This is a genomic window from Paraburkholderia graminis C4D1M, from assembly GCF_000172415.1.
Taxonomy (GTDB): Bacteria; Pseudomonadota; Gammaproteobacteria; order Burkholderiales; family Burkholderiaceae; genus Paraburkholderia; species Paraburkholderia graminis.
Genome location: NZ_ABLD01000005.1, coordinates 44349 through 61249, shown reverse-complemented (window position 1 = coordinate 61249; position 16901 = coordinate 44349). Strand labels below are relative to the sequence as shown.

Below are 16901 nucleotides of genomic sequence, written 5' to 3'. Positions count from 1 at the left end.
GCCAAGCGTCTCACGTGCGCCGCGCAGACTGAGTAAAAAATACGGAGACGACGCATGGACATCATCAACGCATCGGACCCTGCGTGCGCGGTCCGCAATCTTGCGCTGCGAGGCGGCGCCCGCCGCGCGATGTGGTGCGGAGGTGCACGATGCAGCCGGTGAACTCGACCGCGCACGGCCCACTTTCGGGCCCCGCCCGTGCTGATCTGCCTGCGTGGATCCGCTCCACGGATCGCATCGTCATCACAGTGCTGAATCTGATGCTGATAGCGCAGGTGTTTCTGATCTTCGTCGCGACGCTCTCGCGCTCGGTGTTTCATTCGTCGGCGCTCATGGGCGTCGACGAGCTATCACCGCTCTTTCTCGTGACCGCCGCGTTTCTCGGCGGCGCTGTTGCCTACAGCCGCGGCCAGTTCCTGTCGATCCGCCTTTTCGTGGACCGTCTGCCGAGGCGCTGGCAGGACACCTGCGATGGCGCATCGGAATGGATCGTGATCATCGTCTCTCTGCTGATCGGCGGCTTCTCGATTCCCCTCCTGATCTCGAACGCGGACGAATCGACCGTGCTGCTCGGAATTCCCTACGCGTGGAGCACTCTGCCGATCACCTTCGGATCGGCACTCTTCGTGATCCATGCGGCGCTTGCGAATTTGAAGCGGCCGACCTTCGCAAAGCTAGCCTCGTTCGCACTGGTGTGGCTGCCGGTGCTCCTTTTCATGTTGTGCAAGACGTGGCTCGGTCTTCATGCGCCCGTGCTGTACTTGCTGCTGACCGCGCTCTTTCTCGGCTTGATCGTGATCGGGGTGCCGGTGGGATTCGTGCTCGCGGTGATCGGCGTCGTCTGCGTGCAGGCAATTGGCTCGGCCGATATGATGTCCGCCGTCGCCAACGCTCAGCGCGGCTCGGGCGGCTTCATCTATCTCGCGCTGCCGTTCTTCATCCTGGCGGGATTCATCATGGACCGCGCGGATGTGGGACTGCGCATCGTCGATTTCGTCGGCAGCCTGATCGGACACAAGAAGGGCGGCCTCTTCCAGGTGATGATCATCGGCGTGTACATCTCGTCGTGCATATCGGGCTCGAAAGCCGCCGACATGGCAATGGTCGGCCTGCCGATGAACCGCAAGCTGCAACACCACGGCTACGCCGCCGAAGAACGCGCGGCGCTGCTTGCCTCGTCGGCAGCGATGTCGGAGTCTGTGCCGCCTTCTATTGCGTTGATTCTGATGGGCTCGGCCACGTCGATCTCGACCGGCGCGCTGTTCGTCGCCGGTCTGATACCAGCCGCGACGCTCGCGATCTGCCTGATGATTCTAGTGCGCGTGCGTGCGACGTTCGCCGGCTGGATGCCGACCCCGCGCGCGAGCCGCGCCGAAGTGCGCGCCTCGGCGAGGCGCGCCGCGCTGCCGCTGCTGATGCCCGTGATCCTGATCGGCGGCATCGCGGGCGGGCTCGGCACGCCGACCGAGGTGTCGACTTTCGCGGTGCTGTACGCGCTCGCGCTCGGCCTTCTGAACCGCAAGATCGGCGCGCGCAGCTTCTGGCAAACACTGACACAGGCGACGCTGCTCAACGGCATGATCTTTTTCACCGTGAGCGCGGCCACCATTTTCTCGTGGGCGCTCACCCTCGAAGGCGTGACTACCGCGATTGCCAATATGGTCGCGAGCTTCGGCGCGGCGACCTTTCTGCCCGCCGTGGTGGTCATCACGGTATTGCTCGGCTCGCTGCTCGAAAGCTTCGTGACCATCATCATCATCGCGCCGCTGTTGCTGCCGGTGGCTATCCAGTTGGGCATCAATCCACTGCATTACGGCATCGTGATGGCGGAGGCGTTCGGCATCGGCGTGATCCTGCCGCCAATCGGCATCGCGCTATATGTCGCGTGCGCGATTTGCGGTGCACAGGTGGAACGCGCAATCCGGCCGATGCTCTGGTATCTGCTGGTGCTCTTCGCCGGCCTCGTGATCGTTGTGTATGTGCCGGGACTCACCGAATTTCTGCCGCATGCGCTGGGCTTCAAGACGTAAACCTTCATGAACCTGACACTCAATCCCACGAAAACCGGATATGGGTCACTCGCATAACAGCGCGCCGCCAAACGGAGCGGCCCCACCAGCCTGGAGGAGACACAACAGATGAAACCGATCAACATCGTCACACATGGGGCAGCGGATAGTTCGGAGCCAGCTGGCGCCGCGCTGGACGAACATGGCCGCGCCCGCCGCGCGGTGATGCATGCGGCGGCCGGCACGGCGCTCGGCGCCGCCTTCGGGCCGCTCGCGAGTTTGCATGCGCACGCGCAGGGCGCGCCGAAGCGTCTGCGCGTTGCGCATACGGCACCGACCGAGCACGGTTGGCACGTATGGTCCGTCGCGTTCAAGGAGTCGCTTGAAAAGCGCAGCAAGGGTGCCATGCTCGTGCAGATCTATCCGAATGCGCAGATGGGCACGGAGCGCGACATTGGCCAGGCGGTGCGTAATGGCGCGCTGGAAGTCGGCGTGATCGGCGTGGGGCTCACGAACTGGGTGCCGGAAGTGTCGATCACCGATGCGCCCTATCTGTGGAAAAGCCGCGATCAGGCGTACCGCGCGTTCGCCGGCGCATTCGGCGACGATCTGCGAGCCAGGTGCCGCGAAAAGGGCTTCGGGCTTATCGGCTGGACGGATCTGGGTTTTCGCTGCATCACTAACAGCAAGCGGCAGATCCAGTCGGTAAACGACATGCAGGGGTTGAAGATGCGCGTGCCGATCTCCAAGGCCTACATCGCGATGGTGCAGGCGATGGGCGCAACCACTGCGGCAGTCGATCTGAGCGAACTGTACCTCGCGTTGCGCCAAGGCGTTGCCGACGGCCAGGAGACGCCGCCCACAGTGGTCAAGTCGAACAAGTACTACGAAGTACAGAAGTACGTCGCGAAAAGCGATCACGTGCTAACCACCGGCTATTCGGTGACCAGCACGAAGTATTTCGATGGGCTTACCGCCACCGAAAAGCAGACTTTCATGGCCGCCGCGAACGATGCCGACAACGTGCTGCGCACCCACACGCAGAAGGAAGAGGTCGACGCATACCAGTTCCTCGGCAAGCATGGCATGCAGGTGAACCTCAGCGTGGACGTCGAATCGTTTCGCAAGGTCTGCCTGCCGCTCGTCGACAAGATGCCCGACCAGTTTCCACCACACCTTGTAAAAATCGCGCGCGCGACGCCTGTCTGAGTGCTCATTTCCTAACAACGGATTCCTGAAAAATGAACCATGTAAAGCACGCGGCGGCAACCGGACAGCCAATTCGAGGCATCCATCTGACCTTTGCTGCGCCCGCCGTCATCGAAGTCGCGAGCGCGGCCGACCTGCAGTTCATCTACATCGATGGCGAGCACGGCGCGTTTGACTGGCGCGATGTCGAGGCAGCCTGCATTGCCGCCGAACGTCACGGTATGACGCCGATCGCGCGGGTACCCGACATTTCCGTCGCGACCATCACGCGATTTCTCGATCGCGGCGTGCGCGGCATCGTTGCACCGCACATCGAGACGGTCGAGCAAGCGCAGCGCGTGATCAGCGCAACCTATTTCGCGCCGCTGGGCGCGCGTTCTTTTGGCGCGGGGCGGCCCGAATACGGCCAGCGAATCGCGAATCGCACCGCGTATATGCAGCAGTGCAACGAAAGCGCATCGGTGTGTCTGATGATCGAAAGCGCGCAGGGCATCGAGATTGCGGGCGAGCTCGCGGCGCTCGAGGGCGTCGACTATTTGAGCTTCGGGCTGCTCGATCTCGCGCAGGATCTCGGCTATCCAGGGCAGTCGGATCACGCGCAGGTAAAGGCGGCCGTCGCCGACGCGGACCGGCGCATCGCGGCGGTCGGCAAGCGCACGCGAGAGAGCTTCATGAAATATGCATGGATCAACGAGGTGCTGATGGCCGGTATGCACCAGTTGCTCGGCCAGAAAGCGCCGGCGCGATAGCCAGGGAGTGGAGATGATCGAGAAAGAAGTCGCAATTCCGACGAAGTACGGGACGCAGCCTGCGTTCGCCGTCTGTCCCTCCGAGCCGGGCATGTATGCACCGGTGATCCTGTTCATGGATGCGCCGGGCATTCGCGAGGAGCTGCGCAACATGGCGCGGCGCATTGCGCGTGCCGGCTATTACTGTCTGCTGCCGGATCTGTACTACCGGCTCGGCACGCTGCGCTTCGACGTACCGCGCCGCAACGAGGCGATGTCGGTACTGATACGCGGCGCGATGGCAGCCTGTCGAACGCCGATGTGCTCGACGACACGTACGGCATGCTGGGTTTTCTGGATGCGCAGGAGCAAGCGACGCCCGGCCCTGTCGGCGCAATCGGCCATTGCATGAGCGGGCCGTTCGTCGTCAATGCCGCCGCGCGTCTGCCCCGCATGGCGGCGGTCGCGGCGCTTTATGGGGTGAACATGGTGACCGACAAACCCGATTCGCCGCATCTTCTCGCGGACAACATTCAGGGCGAGGTTTACGCCGCGTTCGCCGAGATCGATCCGGCCGTACCCGCTAATGTCGTGCCCACGTTTCGCGATGCAATGGAAAAAGCCAATGTCGCGGCGCGCGTCGACGTGGTGCCGGGCACGCATCACGGCTTCTGCTTTGCCGCGCGCAACGACTACCACCCGCACGCCGCCGAAGCCGTCTGGGAGGACATCATGGCGATGTTCATGCGCCGGCTTCATGGCCAATGAGTGCATCGCTCTGTCAGGAATCATCCAATGAACGCCGTAGATACCGATAACACCCGCTGCCGCGTCGCGATTCTCGACGACTGGCAGGATGCCGCGCGTAGCTGCGCGGACTGGACCCGACTCGAAGCGCGCGCGTCGCTGGCATTTTTTGGCGAACCCTTCGCAAGCGAAGATGAAGCGGCCGACCGGCTCGCGCCGTTCGACGTGATTCTCGCGATGCGCGAGCGCACCGCATTTCCTGCCTCGCTGATCGAACGGCTGCCGAAGCTGCGCATGTTCAACCTGTCCGGCATGCGCGCGGCGCTCGTCGACATGGCGTTCATGCAATCGCGCGCCATCACCGTGTGCCTGACCGAAGGCGGCCCAGGCGTCGAATCGACCGCCGACCTCACGCTCGCGCTGATGCTGTCGGCTGTGCGGGATTTGCAGGCGGCTTCCGGTGCGGTGCGCGAGGGCAGATTTCAGCGCGGCACGCGGCCCGGCGTCGCGCTCGCGGGCAAGACACTCGGACTCGTCGGCTTGGGAAAGATCGGCGCGCGCGTGGCGGGCTACGGCCGGGCGCTTGGCATGCGTGTCATTGCGTGGAGCCCGAACCTGACGGCCGCGCGCGCTGCCGATGCGGGCGTCGAATACGCCGCCAAGGAGACACTCTTCTCTACCGCCGATGTCGTCAGCGTTCACCTCGTGCTCTCAGCGCGTACCGCCGGCGTGGTCGGCCGCAATGATATTGCGCGGATGAAGGACGGCGCGACGCTCGTCAATACGTCACGCGCGCGGCTCGTAGACGAAGCAGCACTGATCGATGCGGTGCGCGAGGGCCACATTGTCGCCGCGCTCGACGTATTCGATCAGGAACCGCTGCCGCGCACGCACCCGCTCGTCGCCGCGCGTCACGCGGTGCTCACGCCGCATCTAGGGTACAGCACGCGCGACGTGTACGAAGTGTTCTATCGGCAGCAAGTGGAAAACACGCTCGCCTTTCTCGACGGCAAGCCGATCCGCACACTCGCGTAACGCATGGAGCCTGGACGATGAAACCCGAAACCATCGCGCATGCGGCGCGGCAGCTCGCCGAGGCGCGCGTCACTCGCTTGCCGCTTGCGGAACTCGATGCGCATGCGGCGCCGCAAAGCGCCGCTGACGTCCACGCGATTCAGGACGCGACCGTCTCGCTGCTCGGCGAACAGGTTGCCGGCTGGAAGGTGACGACTTCGCCTGCGGGCGAATTCGTGCGCGGCGCGATTCTGGGTTCGCGCGTGTTCGCGAGCCCTGCGTCGATCGACGGCGCGCTCGTGCCAATGCGCGCGGTGGAACTGGAGATCGCGTTCCGCTTCGAGCGCGCGTTGCCGCCGCGCGCGCTCGACTACACCTACGACGAGGTCGCCGATGCGGTGAACGCGTTCGTCGCGTTCGAGATCGTCGATTCGCGCTTCACTAGTTATGCGGACGCCCCGTGGCTGCATCGCGCGGCCGACTGCGTGTCGAACGGCGGGTTCGTCGCCGGGGATGCGCGCGCGGACTGGCGCACATTCGATCTGGCGACGCTCGAAGCGCGCTTGTCCGTCGGCGATGCCGTGAGGGTTGAGCGCACCGGCGGCCATGCGAGCGGCGACCCGCTCCTGCCGGCCATCGCGCTCGTCAATGCCTTCCGTCGCGATGCGGGTGTGCCGGCCGGGCGGTTCGTAACGACCGGCACGTACACCGGTCTTCAGCGCATTGACAGCGGCGCGAGCGTCACCGGATCGTTCACAGGTTTTGGAACGGTGTCTTTGACGTTCCTCTGAGCGCGCGCCACCTCTGCGCCTATGCGCCATTCTTTCTCCTTGCGCGCGCTGGTCTGCTGGCGGCGCGCGCGTGTACCGCTGTTCTCTTATCCAATGCGGGGACTCAAATGAACGCTGCAAGCTCTTTTCCGCTGCTACCCGAAGTTGCCGAATTTCTCTCGGGCGCGCCGATTGCCTCTGTCATCGGCGGGCGCGATGCGCTCGCACGCGACGGCACCAGTTTCGATACGTTCGATCCAGGCAGTGCGCGCCACCTCGCACAGGTCAGCGCGCTCGGCGGCGCGGATATCGACGACGCGGTGAGCGCCGCCGCGGCCGCGTTTCCCACGTGGTCCGCGCTCGCTGCGAGCGAGCGCGCTGTTCATCTGCATCGGCTCGCGGATGCGCTGGAAGCGCGCAAGCCAATCCTCGCGCAGATAGAGGCGCTCGACGCCGGCAAACTGGTGCGGGCCGCCGAGCAGGACGTGCAGGTGTGCATCGACACACTGCGCTATTTCACGGACATGGCACTGCACGCCACGCGCCGTACGACGCTAGCAGTCTCCGGGTACGACGCATGGACCACGCGCGAGCCGTGGGGCCCGTGCGGCTTCATCTTCCCGTGGAACTTCCCGATCCTGCTGATCGGCTGGGGCGTGCCGCCCGCGCTAGCGGCGGGCAATACCGTCGTCATCAAGCCCGCCGAGGACACGCCCCTGTCGGCGATTTACCTTGCCCGACTCGCACGCGAAATCGGCTTCCCTGACGGCGTCATCAACGTGGTCACGGGACACGGCCAGACGGCAGGCGCCGCGCTCGCCGCACATCCGCGCCTGAAGCGCTTTTCGTTCACTGGGTCGCCGGAGGTCGGACGGCTCGTCGGCGCCGCATGCGGCGCAAACCTCACCCCGTGCAAGCTCGAGCTCGGCGGCAAAGGCGCGGCCGTGGTGTTCGACGACGTCGACATCGACGCAACTGCTGAGAGGCTCGCTATCGCGATTACCACTCACGCGGGCCAGGTGTGTTGTGATGCGACGCGCTGGCTCGTGCACGAACGCATCCATGACCGCTTCGCCGACGCTTGTGCGAAGCGCCTCGCCAAAGTGCGCGTCGGATATCAGATGGATGAAGCGTCGCAGATGGGACCCGTCGTCAATGCGCGGCAGCGCGCCCGGGTGCTCGGTTATCTCGCGCGCGGTCAGGCAGAGGGCGCGCGGGCGCTGCTCGCAGGCGGACCGGCTGACGTGCCGGGTTTCGACGGTTTCTATGTGAAGCCGGCGCTGCTCGCGGGCGACCCCGCGAACGTCGCATCCCGGGAGGAAATCTTCGGACCGGTGGCGTTTCTCACAACGTTTCGCGATGAGGCGCATGCGGTCGAACTCGCTAACGCCACGGACTACGGCCTTGCCAACAGTGTATGGAGCGCAGACCTGCAACGCGCGACGCGGGTTGCGGAAGCGATGGTGGCCGGCAATAGCTGGATTAACGCGCACAACGTGTTTCCGCACGGGGTGCCCTACGGCGGAATCAATAGTAGCGGCATGGGCGGCGGCGTGAACAGTCCGGAAACGCTGTTCGACTACTGGCGCAGCCAGTCGATGGTGCGACCGCGCGCGATCTGAAATCGCAGCGCCAAGCGGCGGCTTGCGATACGGGGTGAGCCCGTTGAGCGCGCCGCGTGCAATTGCACCTTCGGGTGGGGGGATGTGGACCGGCAGCATGAAAACCAGGACGCGCCATCGCGGCCGGTTTGCCGCCTGTCTGCAGCCCGTTTGCAGCCCGTTTGCAGCGGATCGCCTCGCCGGCCGGACAGCGTGCCCGCTTTCCCGTCTACCGATCTGGCGCGGCGGGCGCGTGCACCGGTACACGTAGGTGCTTACGTCGCGCTTGCCGCTTCGGATCCTGCGCCATGCCGAGGCATGGTCGCCGCATCCAGACTCAGCACTGACTGGGCGATCGCCTCGGTCGTCGCGAGCGTGTTAATGGCGCCGGTGCGCAGTGCGCCAAGCACCGCAGTAGTCTCGGTATCTCGCTGGCAACAGCAATAACATTGGGAATGCGCACGAGATCTTCGAACGAGAGCCCGATCACACGGTGCGCAAACGGAGTGCGCGCGGGTGTCCGGCGAGATCGATGAAGTCGTAGCCCATCATGTCGCCCACTGCGCCGAGCTGACGCACAGCAACGATTCCTGCGCTTTGTCCGAACCATCATCGAGAAGCCCATTCGGGTGCGCAAGCTCAGGATAGTAGAGTCGCGTTGCTTGCATGTTGAAAGACATAGTCCCAGCTGATTATCCAGCGAGCGAATCCTCAAACATGAAATTGCGAGCTCACTGACGGAGCTCTTGGAGCACCCTTTTCGTGCCGGTCTCACCGGTTACGGTCTGTAGCCAATGTCTGAACGTTCGAGAGACGCCGAATAGAAACCGCGGCTCATCGCCGTCTGCCGGCCGACGCGGTTGGCGGCATTCGGACCCACCTGCAGCCGTTCAGCTTCGAGCAGTTTCGATGGCCGCTTCCAGGTACGGCGGCGGCTACTGGTATTGCGCTCTCGGCGCACAGACGTCAAGTTTCAGCGATCACAATCTTGTTGCTTTTGGGCAACCGTGCGGGACCGTCTAGAGAAAGCGCTTCGTTACGCCGACAATAACGAAGCACCGAGATCAGACGCTTCTTTTCAATAATATCGAAGGACCAGTGAAAAATAGCAATCGTCGCGTTGGCGCTGTGGCCGGTCGTTAACCGGAAACGGTTTGGCAACACATAAACGCTGACGGTCCCCAGAAGTTGCTGACACAACCAAAAGAAGGATCAAAGAGTGAAGTGGATCATTGTTGGAGGCTTGTGCTTACTGATTTGCGGATGCCAAGGCATCTCAACAGGGGCAATTCGAGAACGATCGGCACGTGTCGATGCGTCAACATCCCGAACGCTCACTGAAGTTGCAACCTGCCTCACCAGCGCACCCAACCTGGAAGAGCTTCGTGGGGGTGGAAGTATGAAGATACTGTCATTCCCCGATTCAAAGGTCATGGAATTTGCCATCGGTGCCATCCAGATGGGAACCTTCAAAAGCTTCTATCTTGTCACGCTGCGCGACATAGGCAAAGGGCGCATAAACCTGTAATGGCTGATGGAAACGCACCTCGTACTTCCGCGCAAACGCCGCACCGCCAGGCATCTTTTCCAGAGCCATGCCGGCTTCCGGGCAAACGAGGTTATCAGCTGCGGCGCCCGCCAGCCTGGGGAGGAACGAGCCGGCTGCTCACTAACGGCATCGGAGCGCTCGTCCGTCGCATGCGAACGCGTGCGACGGGCAGCATGACGAACATCCACGTCAATGAATCTTTGTCGCAAAGGCAACGGCAGCAATTGGCGGCGCAGGTCCGGCTCACTCACGCGACCTTGAAATCTTCGCGAGTGACTGCTGTTTCCGGATGATATTGATCAAGCTAAGCAACGCCGGGTGGTTGTATCGACGACCACTGTAGTACATATGGAGTGGATCCTCTGCGCACGCATGGTCTTCGAGAACAACTCTCAGGGTACGCCGCGCCAGCTCATCGGCGATTCGAGCCTCGAGTAGATACGCTATACCCATTCCTGCCTTGCACGCGCTAATCGTGGTCGCGGTATCGTTGATCGTGATCGACCCCGGCACTCGGATCGGGGTTTTTTTACCTGCAACGCTGACTTCCCAACGATAGCTCGAATTGTCACCGAGCAAAAGCTGAAGGCAGTTGTGATCAGCCAGTTCGCTGACGTGACGAGGAGTGCCGTGTTTCTTCAGGTAGGCGGGCGACGCGGCCATCACCCATTGCTGTGGGCCGGTAAGCGGCACCGCGATCATGTCTTCGGGAACATGATGACCGTAGCGGATGCCGGCGTCGTATCCTTCTGCAACGATGTCGATCGGCCGGTTATCGACCACGACCGTAAGCTGCACGTCGGGACACAGGCGTGCGAATTCCGGCAATGCCGGTGCGACCAGCAAGTGGGCGGCATCCGCGAAAACATTCAGGCGTAAAGAGCCGAGTCGCGCGGTACCCGGCGCTTCAAAACTCTCGAGAGCGGAGCCGATCTGATTGAAGCCGTCTTCCAGCCGGGAAGCGAGATCGAGCCCCGCCTCCGTGGGCGAAACCGCCCTGCTCGTCCGGTTAAGCAGCTTTGCGCCCAGGCGGTCTTCCAGCCTCCGCATCGCGTGACTGACTGCTGACGGCGTCTGCCCGAGTTCGATTGCAGTCAGCCGGAAACTCCGGCACCTGACTATCGCAAGAAACAGCCTTAAGTCCGCAAAATCGATCCGGTCGTTCTTTGCCATGATGAATGCCGTTCATCGTTCCAGTGAATCCGTTTCATTCTACGGTATGTAATCATTTTCTTCGTCGAGGACTTTGGGCGCTGCGGCGTATGCCCCGCTCGTGTATATCCATTCGGAGGAATTCCATGCATGGACTTGAGCAACTACAGATCGGCGATCTGAAAGATACGAGAATTCTCGTCACGGGCGGGTCGACTGGAATAGGAGCGGCTGTTGTTCGCGCATTCGCCGCACAGGGCGCGCACGTGGTCGCGCATTTCAACGAGAGCGAAGCGGCTGCGCAAGCGCTGCGTGCGGAATCGCCGGAGCGCATTCATCTTGTCCACGGTGACGTCAGCGAGCCGGGCGAAGCATCACGGGTCGTGAAGGAAGCGGCGCAACTGCTAGGCGGACTCGATGGGCTCATCAATAACGCCGGCGCCATGTTGGGACGGTTGACATCTATAAGCGCCTCGGCCAGCCACTTTGAACGCGTCGTCAATCTGAACGCAAGATCGGTTTGGGAAGCGACCTCGGCTGCCCATCCGTTTCTCAAGAAGTCCGGTGGGTACGTCATCAATACGTCGTCCGTTGCCGCGCGTACGGGCGGCGGCGCAGGAGCGGTGCTTTACGCGGCCTCAAAAAGCTTTGTCAGCAGTTTGACCCGTGGCCACGCAAAGGAATTCGTACACGACGGAATCCGGGTCAACGCAGTAGCACCCGGACTCATACAGACGCCGTTCCACGACAAATACACGCCGCCGGAAATCTGGGCGTCGCAGACTGCCACGGTGCCGATGGGCAGAGAAGGCCTGCCGGAGGAGTGCGTCGGCGCGTTCCTGTTCCTCGCGTCTCCCGCCATGTCGGGATACATCACGGGGCAGATTATCGAGGTCAACGGCGGACAACTCATGCCATGAACGGAGAATCAAGATGAAACAACGGAAATTCGGACACGCAGAAAAGAGCGTCTCTGAAATCGGGTTTGGAGCGTGGGCCATTGGAGGTTCATGGGGCGACGTCGCCGAGAGTGATGCAAAGGCGGCTCTGCATGCAGCGCTCGATAACGGTACAACCTTCATTGACACCGCCGACGTTTACGGCGACGGCCGCTCGGAGCGGATCATCGCGGACGTGCTCAAGGAACGCTCGGGGCCGCGACCCTTCGTGGCGACCAAGGCCGGGCGGAGACTCGACCCTCACGTCGCACAAGGCTACACCGCAGCGAATCTGAATGCTTTTGTCGACCGGTCCTTGAAGAACCTGGAGATGGAGCGGCTCGATCTCGTACAGCTTCATTGTCCACCGACCGAGGTCTATTACCGGCCGGAGGTTTTCGATGCGATGGACCGCATGATCGCAGCGGGAAAGCTCAGCAGCTACGGTGTGTCGGTCGAGAAAGTCGAAGAAGGTCTGAAAGCGATCGAATATCCGGGCGTGAAGTCGGTACAGATCATCTACAACATTTTCAGGCAAAGGCCTGCCCGCTTCATTCAGGAAGCTCGCGACCGAGGAATCGCCGTCATTATCCGGGTACCTCTTGCGTCGGGCCTGCTCACCGGAAAAATGACGCGCGAGACGACGTTTGCGGCCAATGACCATCGCCTTTTCAATCGTAACGGCGAGGCCTTCGACAAGGGCGAGACCTTTGCCGGCGTTCCTTATGACGTCGCGCTGGACGCCGTCGAGGAAATCCGCTCACTCGTACCGCAAAATGCCACGATGGCGCAGTTCGCGCTTCGCTGGATCCTCATGAACGATGGGGTGACGACTGTCATCCCAGGAGCGAAGAACGCGGCGCAAGCCAAAGCAAACTCTGAGCGAGCGAACTGCCGCCCCTCACAGATTCGGCCATGGAGGTCCTTCGCGCGCTATATCTGAAAAGATCGCATCGTTGTGGATCATCAGTGGTAAAGCCTCGCTAACAACTGTTGGACATTGCTTTCCGGTTACCGACCGGAAGCACCGGCAACCAGCCTGGATTCTTGTGCCAGTGGCTTTGACGCTTCAATCAGCTTGGCCCGATCAAGCCAGTCATCAGATGATCGGTCCGTGACCACTATCCGGAGCGCGCACATGCGAGCAACCCGGGGACAAACCTTTCGTTGACGTCGGCCAAGAAGTCAAAACTGGTCAGGCGCTTGACGTCATCGAGGCGATGAAGATGCTTGGAGAGTTGGAATGCGATGTTGAGGGAAGCCGGATATAAGACCGCAGCCGATACCTCGTTACCGCATCACATCAAGATCGACTTGGCAAACCGGGCGGTGTCCATATAAGGCTGTGTGGACCGTTAAGGCGGCTAACGCTCGGCGTTCGACTCAAGCCGCGCACAGGCAAAATGGCAAGCGCCACTATGAACCTTGAGCCCAGGATGTGCTGGCGCATCACCCGACTGACGGTCGCTCGAACGACGGTTCCTGTGGCGTCCATTGGCCTCCCGGGCGCCGGGTCGCTTTCAGCGATACTCATGCGCCGACCGAATATTGCTAGAGCCGATTGAGTGGTCGCTCTAGGTAGTTTACTGGCGCTCGAATGTCCGATCGAAGCTTGATGTACCGTTTTCAGCCGCCTCGGGAAAAACTCAGCCTCAAACGAAAAAAGCTATATGGACATGCGTCCATAAGGCCCTGATTGCCTTGGTGGGAGAAAGAGAATCTTAACCTCCTACCAGCTGCAGCTCGTGCAAGGTACGGATCGCCGCAACCATACGAGCCTGACCGGCGGCTTCGCGGCACAGGAACAATTTCAACAAACGAACAGCATCCTATGAAATCCAGTCGTTTTGCGTATACACGTACGTATAACAGACGAGACACTACTGAATTTTCTGTTTGAAAACAGTTGTTTCCACACTACACTCGAGTCCTCTCCTGGCACCAAGCAATGTTTGGAAGGATAAATAGGAGTCCGACTCATCAAGAAAAATTTTTCGACGTACTACCAAATTCTGTTTCTTGCCGTCCAGCGTCAAACATGGCGATTCAAGTGCAAACGGGTACATTCTTGAGCACACAGAAGTTCGAGCTCAAGCGATGTACTCACGAGTCTTGGCTGGCTGCGCCAGCGCTAGGACGCTCGCCTTTGGATTCGTAGCAATCCAGCCGTCGAGCATATCTGCCCACGCCTGGAGCATCGCCCTCCTCTGTCTGCATACTCTGCCTTGTTGTAGACCGCGCGCACGCCACGCTGTTCATGAGCGAGGCATTTCTCGATCCAGTCGGTGTTGAACTCTGCTTCGTGCAAGAGCGTGCTGGCCGTCCGACGCAGATCATGTACCGTGAAAGGATCGGAATCTGTCCCGTCGTCGCGTATCAGCTTGACGGTGCTGTCAATGACGCGGTTCAGAGTCGCCATACTTATTGGGGAGGCCGTCTCATAGCGGCCGGGATGCACGTATGAACTCGCTCCGAAGCACGTCTTGAATGCGACCAGAATGTCCAGAGCCTATTGGCTCAGATAGACAATGTGGGGGCGACCGGCCTTCATCCGTTCCTTCGGAATTGTCCAGACTGCGGCGTCGAAATCTATCTCACCCCACATCGCCAGAATGAACTCGGACTTGCGCACCAGCGTGAGCAGCATGAACCTGATAGCAAGGCGCAGCGTAGGCATCGTCGGCGTCTGTCCAATGCACTGAAAAACACATGGATTTCAGCAGGCGACAGTGTCCGATCGCGCGGCTTGAAGCTGGCGATCGCAGACGGGCGGATGGCCTCCGCAGGATTGTCCACCTTTAGTCCCCGTGCCTGCACGAAACGGTAAACCTGCAGAACGATGTCACGCGCCTGCGCGGCAGGGGCAGCAGCGCCCCTCTCCTTGATCTTCGCGCAGCGCGCCATCAGTCGTGCGGGCGTGATCTCTTCCAACTTCAGCCGGCCAAATTCCGAAGCGAGATTCCGCTCGTATACCGATTTGCGCATCGCCCGTGTGGAGTCGGCAAGAGCAGTCTCCACAAAGTATTTCTCCGCCCACTTACCAAACGTCAGCGCCTCGATAGCCATTCCGAATCCGAGTTCGTCTGGCCTGCGTGGCCTCCGTGCGGAAAGTGATGGATCGTAGCGGCCTATAACCAGGGTTTCCCGGCGACCGTTCACCCGGTAGTCGTACCGGAAGCTCACCGTGCCTGAAGGCGTCACTGCCGCATATAGCCAACGCTGATCGGCAATCTTAAAGATCTTCTGAGCCGGCTTCAGCGCTCGTAACTGCATGTCTGTGAGCATAGGGACTCCTCGAACGTATACCGTCAACCAATACCGTCAGGCTGATTCGACGGTATCGGACAAGGCCGTCCGAGGAAGAAATGTCGGTACCGTCACCTATACCGACATTTCTATCTGGCATTGCCCGGATCACAGTAGACCACACCGGACAATAACCCCATGTTTTAAGGAAAAACATGGAAAATCGGACCTCTCCGAACGACTTGGGAGCAGTCTAAATCACTCCCACTCAATCGTCGCCGGCGGCTTCCCCGAAATGTCGTACACCACCCGGTTAATCCCGCGCACTTCATTAATAATGCGGTTCGACACATGCCCCAGCAACTCGTGCGGCAGATGCGCCCAATGCGCGGTCATGAAGTCGAGCGTCTGCACCGCGCGCAGCGCGACCACATACTCGTAAGTCCGGCCGTCGCCCATCACGCCGACGCTCTTCACCGGCAGAAACACCGCGAACGCCTGGCTCGTCAAATCGTACCAGGACTTGCCGGTTTCCTTGTCGATGAACGTGCGCAGCGTCTCGATGAAAATCGCGTCCGCGCGACGCAGCAGGTCCGCAAACTCGCGCTTCACTTCGCCGAGAATCCGCACGCCCAGACCGGGGCCGGGGAACGGATGGCGGTACACCATCGCCGGCGGCAAACCGAGCTTCACGCCGAGTTCGCGCACTTCGTCCTTGAACAGTTCGCGCAGCGGCTCGAGCAGCTTCAGGTTCAGCGTCTCCGGCAGGCCGCCCACGTTGTGGTGGCTCTTGATGGTCTGCGTCGCCTTCTTGCCCTTGCCCGCCGATTCGATCACGTCCGGATAGATCGTGCCTTGCGCGAGCCACTTTGCGTCGGTCAGCTTGCCGGCTTCCGTCTGGAACACTTCGACGAATTCCGCGCCGATGATCTTGCGCTTCGCTTCCGGATCGGTCACGCCTTCGAGCTTGCGCAGGAACACATCGCTCGCGTCGACGTGAATCACCTTCACGCCCAGGTGATCCGCGAACGTGGCCATGACCTGTTCGGCTTCGTTCAGCCGCAACAGGCCATGATCGACGAACACGCACGTCAGTTGATCGCCGATCGCGCGATGCAGCAGCGCCGCCGCGACCGACGAATCCACGCCGCCCGACAAGCCCAGAATCACGTGCTCGTTACCGACCTGCTCGCGAATTTTCGCGACCGCCTCGTCGATGTAATGGCCCATTTCCCAATCGGGACGCGCGCCGCAAATCTGCAGCACGAAGCGCTCGAGCATCGCGCGGCCTTGCACGGTATGCGTGACTTCCGGGTGCCATTGCAGGCCGTAGAAATGACGCTGCTCATCGGCCATCGCGGCGATCGGGCACGATTCCGTCGATGCCATCAGCGCGAACCCCGGCGGCATCTCCAGCACCTTGTCGCCGTGGCTCATCCACACCTTCAGCATGCCGTGGCCTTCGGGCGTCGTGAAGTCGCTGATGCCTTCGAGCAGGCTCGTGTGATTGCGCGCGCGCACTTCGGCATAACCGAACTCACGCAGATGGCCGATATCCACCCGGCCGCCGAGTTGCTCGGCCATGGCCTGCATGCCGTAGCAGATGCCGAGCACGGGCACGCCGAGTTCGAACACCACTTGCGGCACGCGCGGCGTGTCGGTTTCAGTGACCGAGCTCGGTCCGCCCGACAGGATCACGCCCTTCGGCGCAAAGTCGCGGATGAACGAAGCATCGACGTCATACGGATGAATTTCCGAATACACGTTGGCTTCGCGAACGCGACGTGCAATCAGTTGGGTGACTTGCGAACCGAAGTCGAGGATCAGGATCTTGTCATGCATGGCAGCGGACGATGTCAAAAGTGAGCGGATACGGAATGCCGCGCGTACGGCGCGGCGTTGAATTCAAAGCGGTCCACGAGGGAACAAACGGCCGGG

11 protein-coding genes and 5 pseudogenes are annotated in these 16901 nt (G+C 61.4%); 11 read left to right on the top strand and 5 right to left on the bottom strand.

Annotated features, from left to right (window positions below; translation table 11 throughout):
* Positions 1-149: 149 nt before the first annotated feature.
* The 8 genes from BGRAMDRAFT_RS10555 (at position 150) to BGRAMDRAFT_RS10525 (ending at position 8099) form a co-directional block, all read left to right on the top strand.
* Positions 150-2030 (top strand): TRAP transporter large permease, encoded by a 1881-nt coding sequence (locus tag BGRAMDRAFT_RS10555; protein ID WP_006048715.1) that lies wholly within the window; start codon positions 150-152, stop codon positions 2028-2030.
* A 108-nt stretch (positions 2031-2138) separates the two neighbouring features.
* Positions 2139-3218, top strand: coding sequence for a TRAP transporter substrate-binding protein (locus tag BGRAMDRAFT_RS10550; protein ID WP_006048714.1), 1080 nt, complete (start codon positions 2139-2141; stop codon positions 3216-3218).
* Positions 3219-3250: 32 nt separating this feature from the next.
* On the top strand, positions 3251-3967 hold the full coding sequence (locus BGRAMDRAFT_RS10545; protein WP_006048713.1) for an HpcH/HpaI aldolase family protein: 717 nt from the start codon (positions 3251-3253) through the stop codon (positions 3965-3967).
* A 13-nt stretch (positions 3968-3980) separates the two neighbouring features.
* Positions 3981-4358, top strand: coding sequence for a dienelactone hydrolase family protein (locus BGRAMDRAFT_RS35840; protein WP_006048712.1), 378 nt, complete (start codon positions 3981-3983; stop codon positions 4356-4358).
* On the top strand, positions 4289-4714 hold the full coding sequence (locus BGRAMDRAFT_RS33620) for a dienelactone hydrolase family protein (RefSeq protein ID WP_083803814.1): 426 nt from the start codon (positions 4289-4291) through the stop codon (positions 4712-4714). The genes BGRAMDRAFT_RS35840 and BGRAMDRAFT_RS33620 overlap by 70 nt, the downstream gene beginning before the upstream one ends.
* Positions 4715-4741: 27 nt before the next feature.
* On the top strand, positions 4742-5728 hold the full coding sequence (locus BGRAMDRAFT_RS10535) for a D-2-hydroxyacid dehydrogenase family protein (RefSeq protein WP_006048710.1): 987 nt from the start codon (positions 4742-4744) through the stop codon (positions 5726-5728).
* Positions 5729-5745: 17 nt separating this feature from the next.
* On the top strand, positions 5746-6498 hold the full coding sequence (locus BGRAMDRAFT_RS10530; protein WP_006048709.1) for a 2-keto-4-pentenoate hydratase: 753 nt from the start codon (positions 5746-5748) through the stop codon (positions 6496-6498).
* 107 nt (positions 6499-6605) lie between these two features.
* Positions 6606-8099, top strand: a complete 1494-nt coding sequence (locus BGRAMDRAFT_RS10525; protein ID WP_006048708.1) for an aldehyde dehydrogenase family protein — start codon at positions 6606-6608, stop codon at positions 8097-8099.
* A gap of 254 nt (positions 8100-8353) precedes the next feature.
* Here the strand turns inward: BGRAMDRAFT_RS10525 and BGRAMDRAFT_RS33615 are convergent.
* The 3 genes and pseudogenes from BGRAMDRAFT_RS33615 to BGRAMDRAFT_RS10520 form a co-directional block, all read right to left on the bottom strand.
* Positions 8354-8648: pseudogene (locus BGRAMDRAFT_RS33615) on the bottom strand (sugar-binding domain-containing protein); the annotation flags it as partial.
* A gap of 925 nt (positions 8649-9573) precedes the next feature.
* Positions 9574-9729, bottom strand: a pseudogene (locus BGRAMDRAFT_RS34495) (branched-chain amino acid ABC transporter substrate-binding protein); the annotation flags it as partial.
* Positions 9730-9870: 141 nt separating this feature from the next.
* Positions 9871-10800, bottom strand: coding sequence for a LysR family transcriptional regulator (locus BGRAMDRAFT_RS10520; RefSeq protein ID WP_006048705.1), 930 nt, complete (start codon positions 10798-10800; stop codon positions 9871-9873).
* A 125-nt stretch (positions 10801-10925) separates the two neighbouring features.
* Between BGRAMDRAFT_RS10520 and BGRAMDRAFT_RS10515 the strand changes: the two genes are divergently transcribed.
* From BGRAMDRAFT_RS10515 to BGRAMDRAFT_RS33610, 3 genes and pseudogenes are all read left to right on the top strand, one after another.
* A complete protein-coding gene (locus BGRAMDRAFT_RS10515) occupies positions 10926-11699 on the top strand; it encodes an SDR family NAD(P)-dependent oxidoreductase (protein ID WP_006048704.1) in 774 nt (257 codons plus the stop codon).
* A gap of 13 nt (positions 11700-11712) precedes the next feature.
* Positions 11713-12693, top strand: a pseudogene (locus BGRAMDRAFT_RS10510) (aldo/keto reductase).
* Between the two features lie 187 nt (positions 12694-12880).
* Positions 12881-12988, top strand: a pseudogene (locus BGRAMDRAFT_RS33610) (biotin/lipoyl-containing protein); the annotation flags it as partial.
* An 819-nt stretch (positions 12989-13807) separates the two neighbouring features.
* Here the strand turns inward: BGRAMDRAFT_RS33610 and BGRAMDRAFT_RS10505 are convergent.
* Both BGRAMDRAFT_RS10505 and guaA read right to left on the bottom strand, forming a co-directional pair.
* Positions 13808-15002: pseudogene (locus tag BGRAMDRAFT_RS10505) on the bottom strand (tyrosine-type recombinase/integrase).
* Positions 15003-15221: 219 nt separating this feature from the next.
* A complete protein-coding gene (gene guaA, locus BGRAMDRAFT_RS10500; protein WP_006048699.1) occupies positions 15222-16805 on the bottom strand; it encodes a glutamine-hydrolyzing GMP synthase in 1584 nt (527 codons plus the stop codon).
* Positions 16806-16901 lie beyond the last annotated feature (96 nt).

Excerpts from the sequence above, each read along its gene's own strand:
- BGRAMDRAFT_RS10555 (WP_006048715.1), top strand. The coding sequence starts at position 150 with ATGCAGCCGGTGAACTCGACCGCGCACGGCCCACTTTCGGGCCCCGCC.
- BGRAMDRAFT_RS35840 (WP_006048712.1), top strand. The coding sequence starts at position 3,981 with ATGATCGAGAAAGAAGTCGCAATTCCGACGAAGTACGGGACGCAGCCT.
- BGRAMDRAFT_RS10515 (WP_006048704.1), top strand. The coding sequence starts at position 10,926 with ATGCATGGACTTGAGCAACTACAGATCGGCGATCTGAAAGATACGAGA.
- BGRAMDRAFT_RS33620 (WP_083803814.1), top strand. The coding sequence starts at position 4,289 with ATGCTGGGTTTTCTGGATGCGCAGGAGCAAGCGACGCCCGGCCCTGTC.
- BGRAMDRAFT_RS10545 (WP_006048713.1), top strand. The coding sequence starts at position 3,251 with ATGAACCATGTAAAGCACGCGGCGGCAACCGGACAGCCAATTCGAGGC.
- BGRAMDRAFT_RS10535 (WP_006048710.1), top strand. The coding sequence starts at position 4,742 with ATGAACGCCGTAGATACCGATAACACCCGCTGCCGCGTCGCGATTCTC.
- guaA (WP_006048699.1), bottom strand. The coding sequence starts at position 16,805 with ATGCATGACAAGATCCTGATCCTCGACTTCGGTTCGCAAGTCACCCAA.
- BGRAMDRAFT_RS10530 (WP_006048709.1), top strand. The coding sequence starts at position 5,746 with ATGAAACCCGAAACCATCGCGCATGCGGCGCGGCAGCTCGCCGAGGCG.
- BGRAMDRAFT_RS10520 (WP_006048705.1), bottom strand. The coding sequence starts at position 10,800 with ATGGCAAAGAACGACCGGATCGATTTTGCGGACTTAAGGCTGTTTCTT.
- BGRAMDRAFT_RS10525 (WP_006048708.1), top strand. The coding sequence starts at position 6,606 with ATGAACGCTGCAAGCTCTTTTCCGCTGCTACCCGAAGTTGCCGAATTT.
- BGRAMDRAFT_RS10550 (WP_006048714.1), top strand. The coding sequence starts at position 2,139 with ATGAAACCGATCAACATCGTCACACATGGGGCAGCGGATAGTTCGGAG.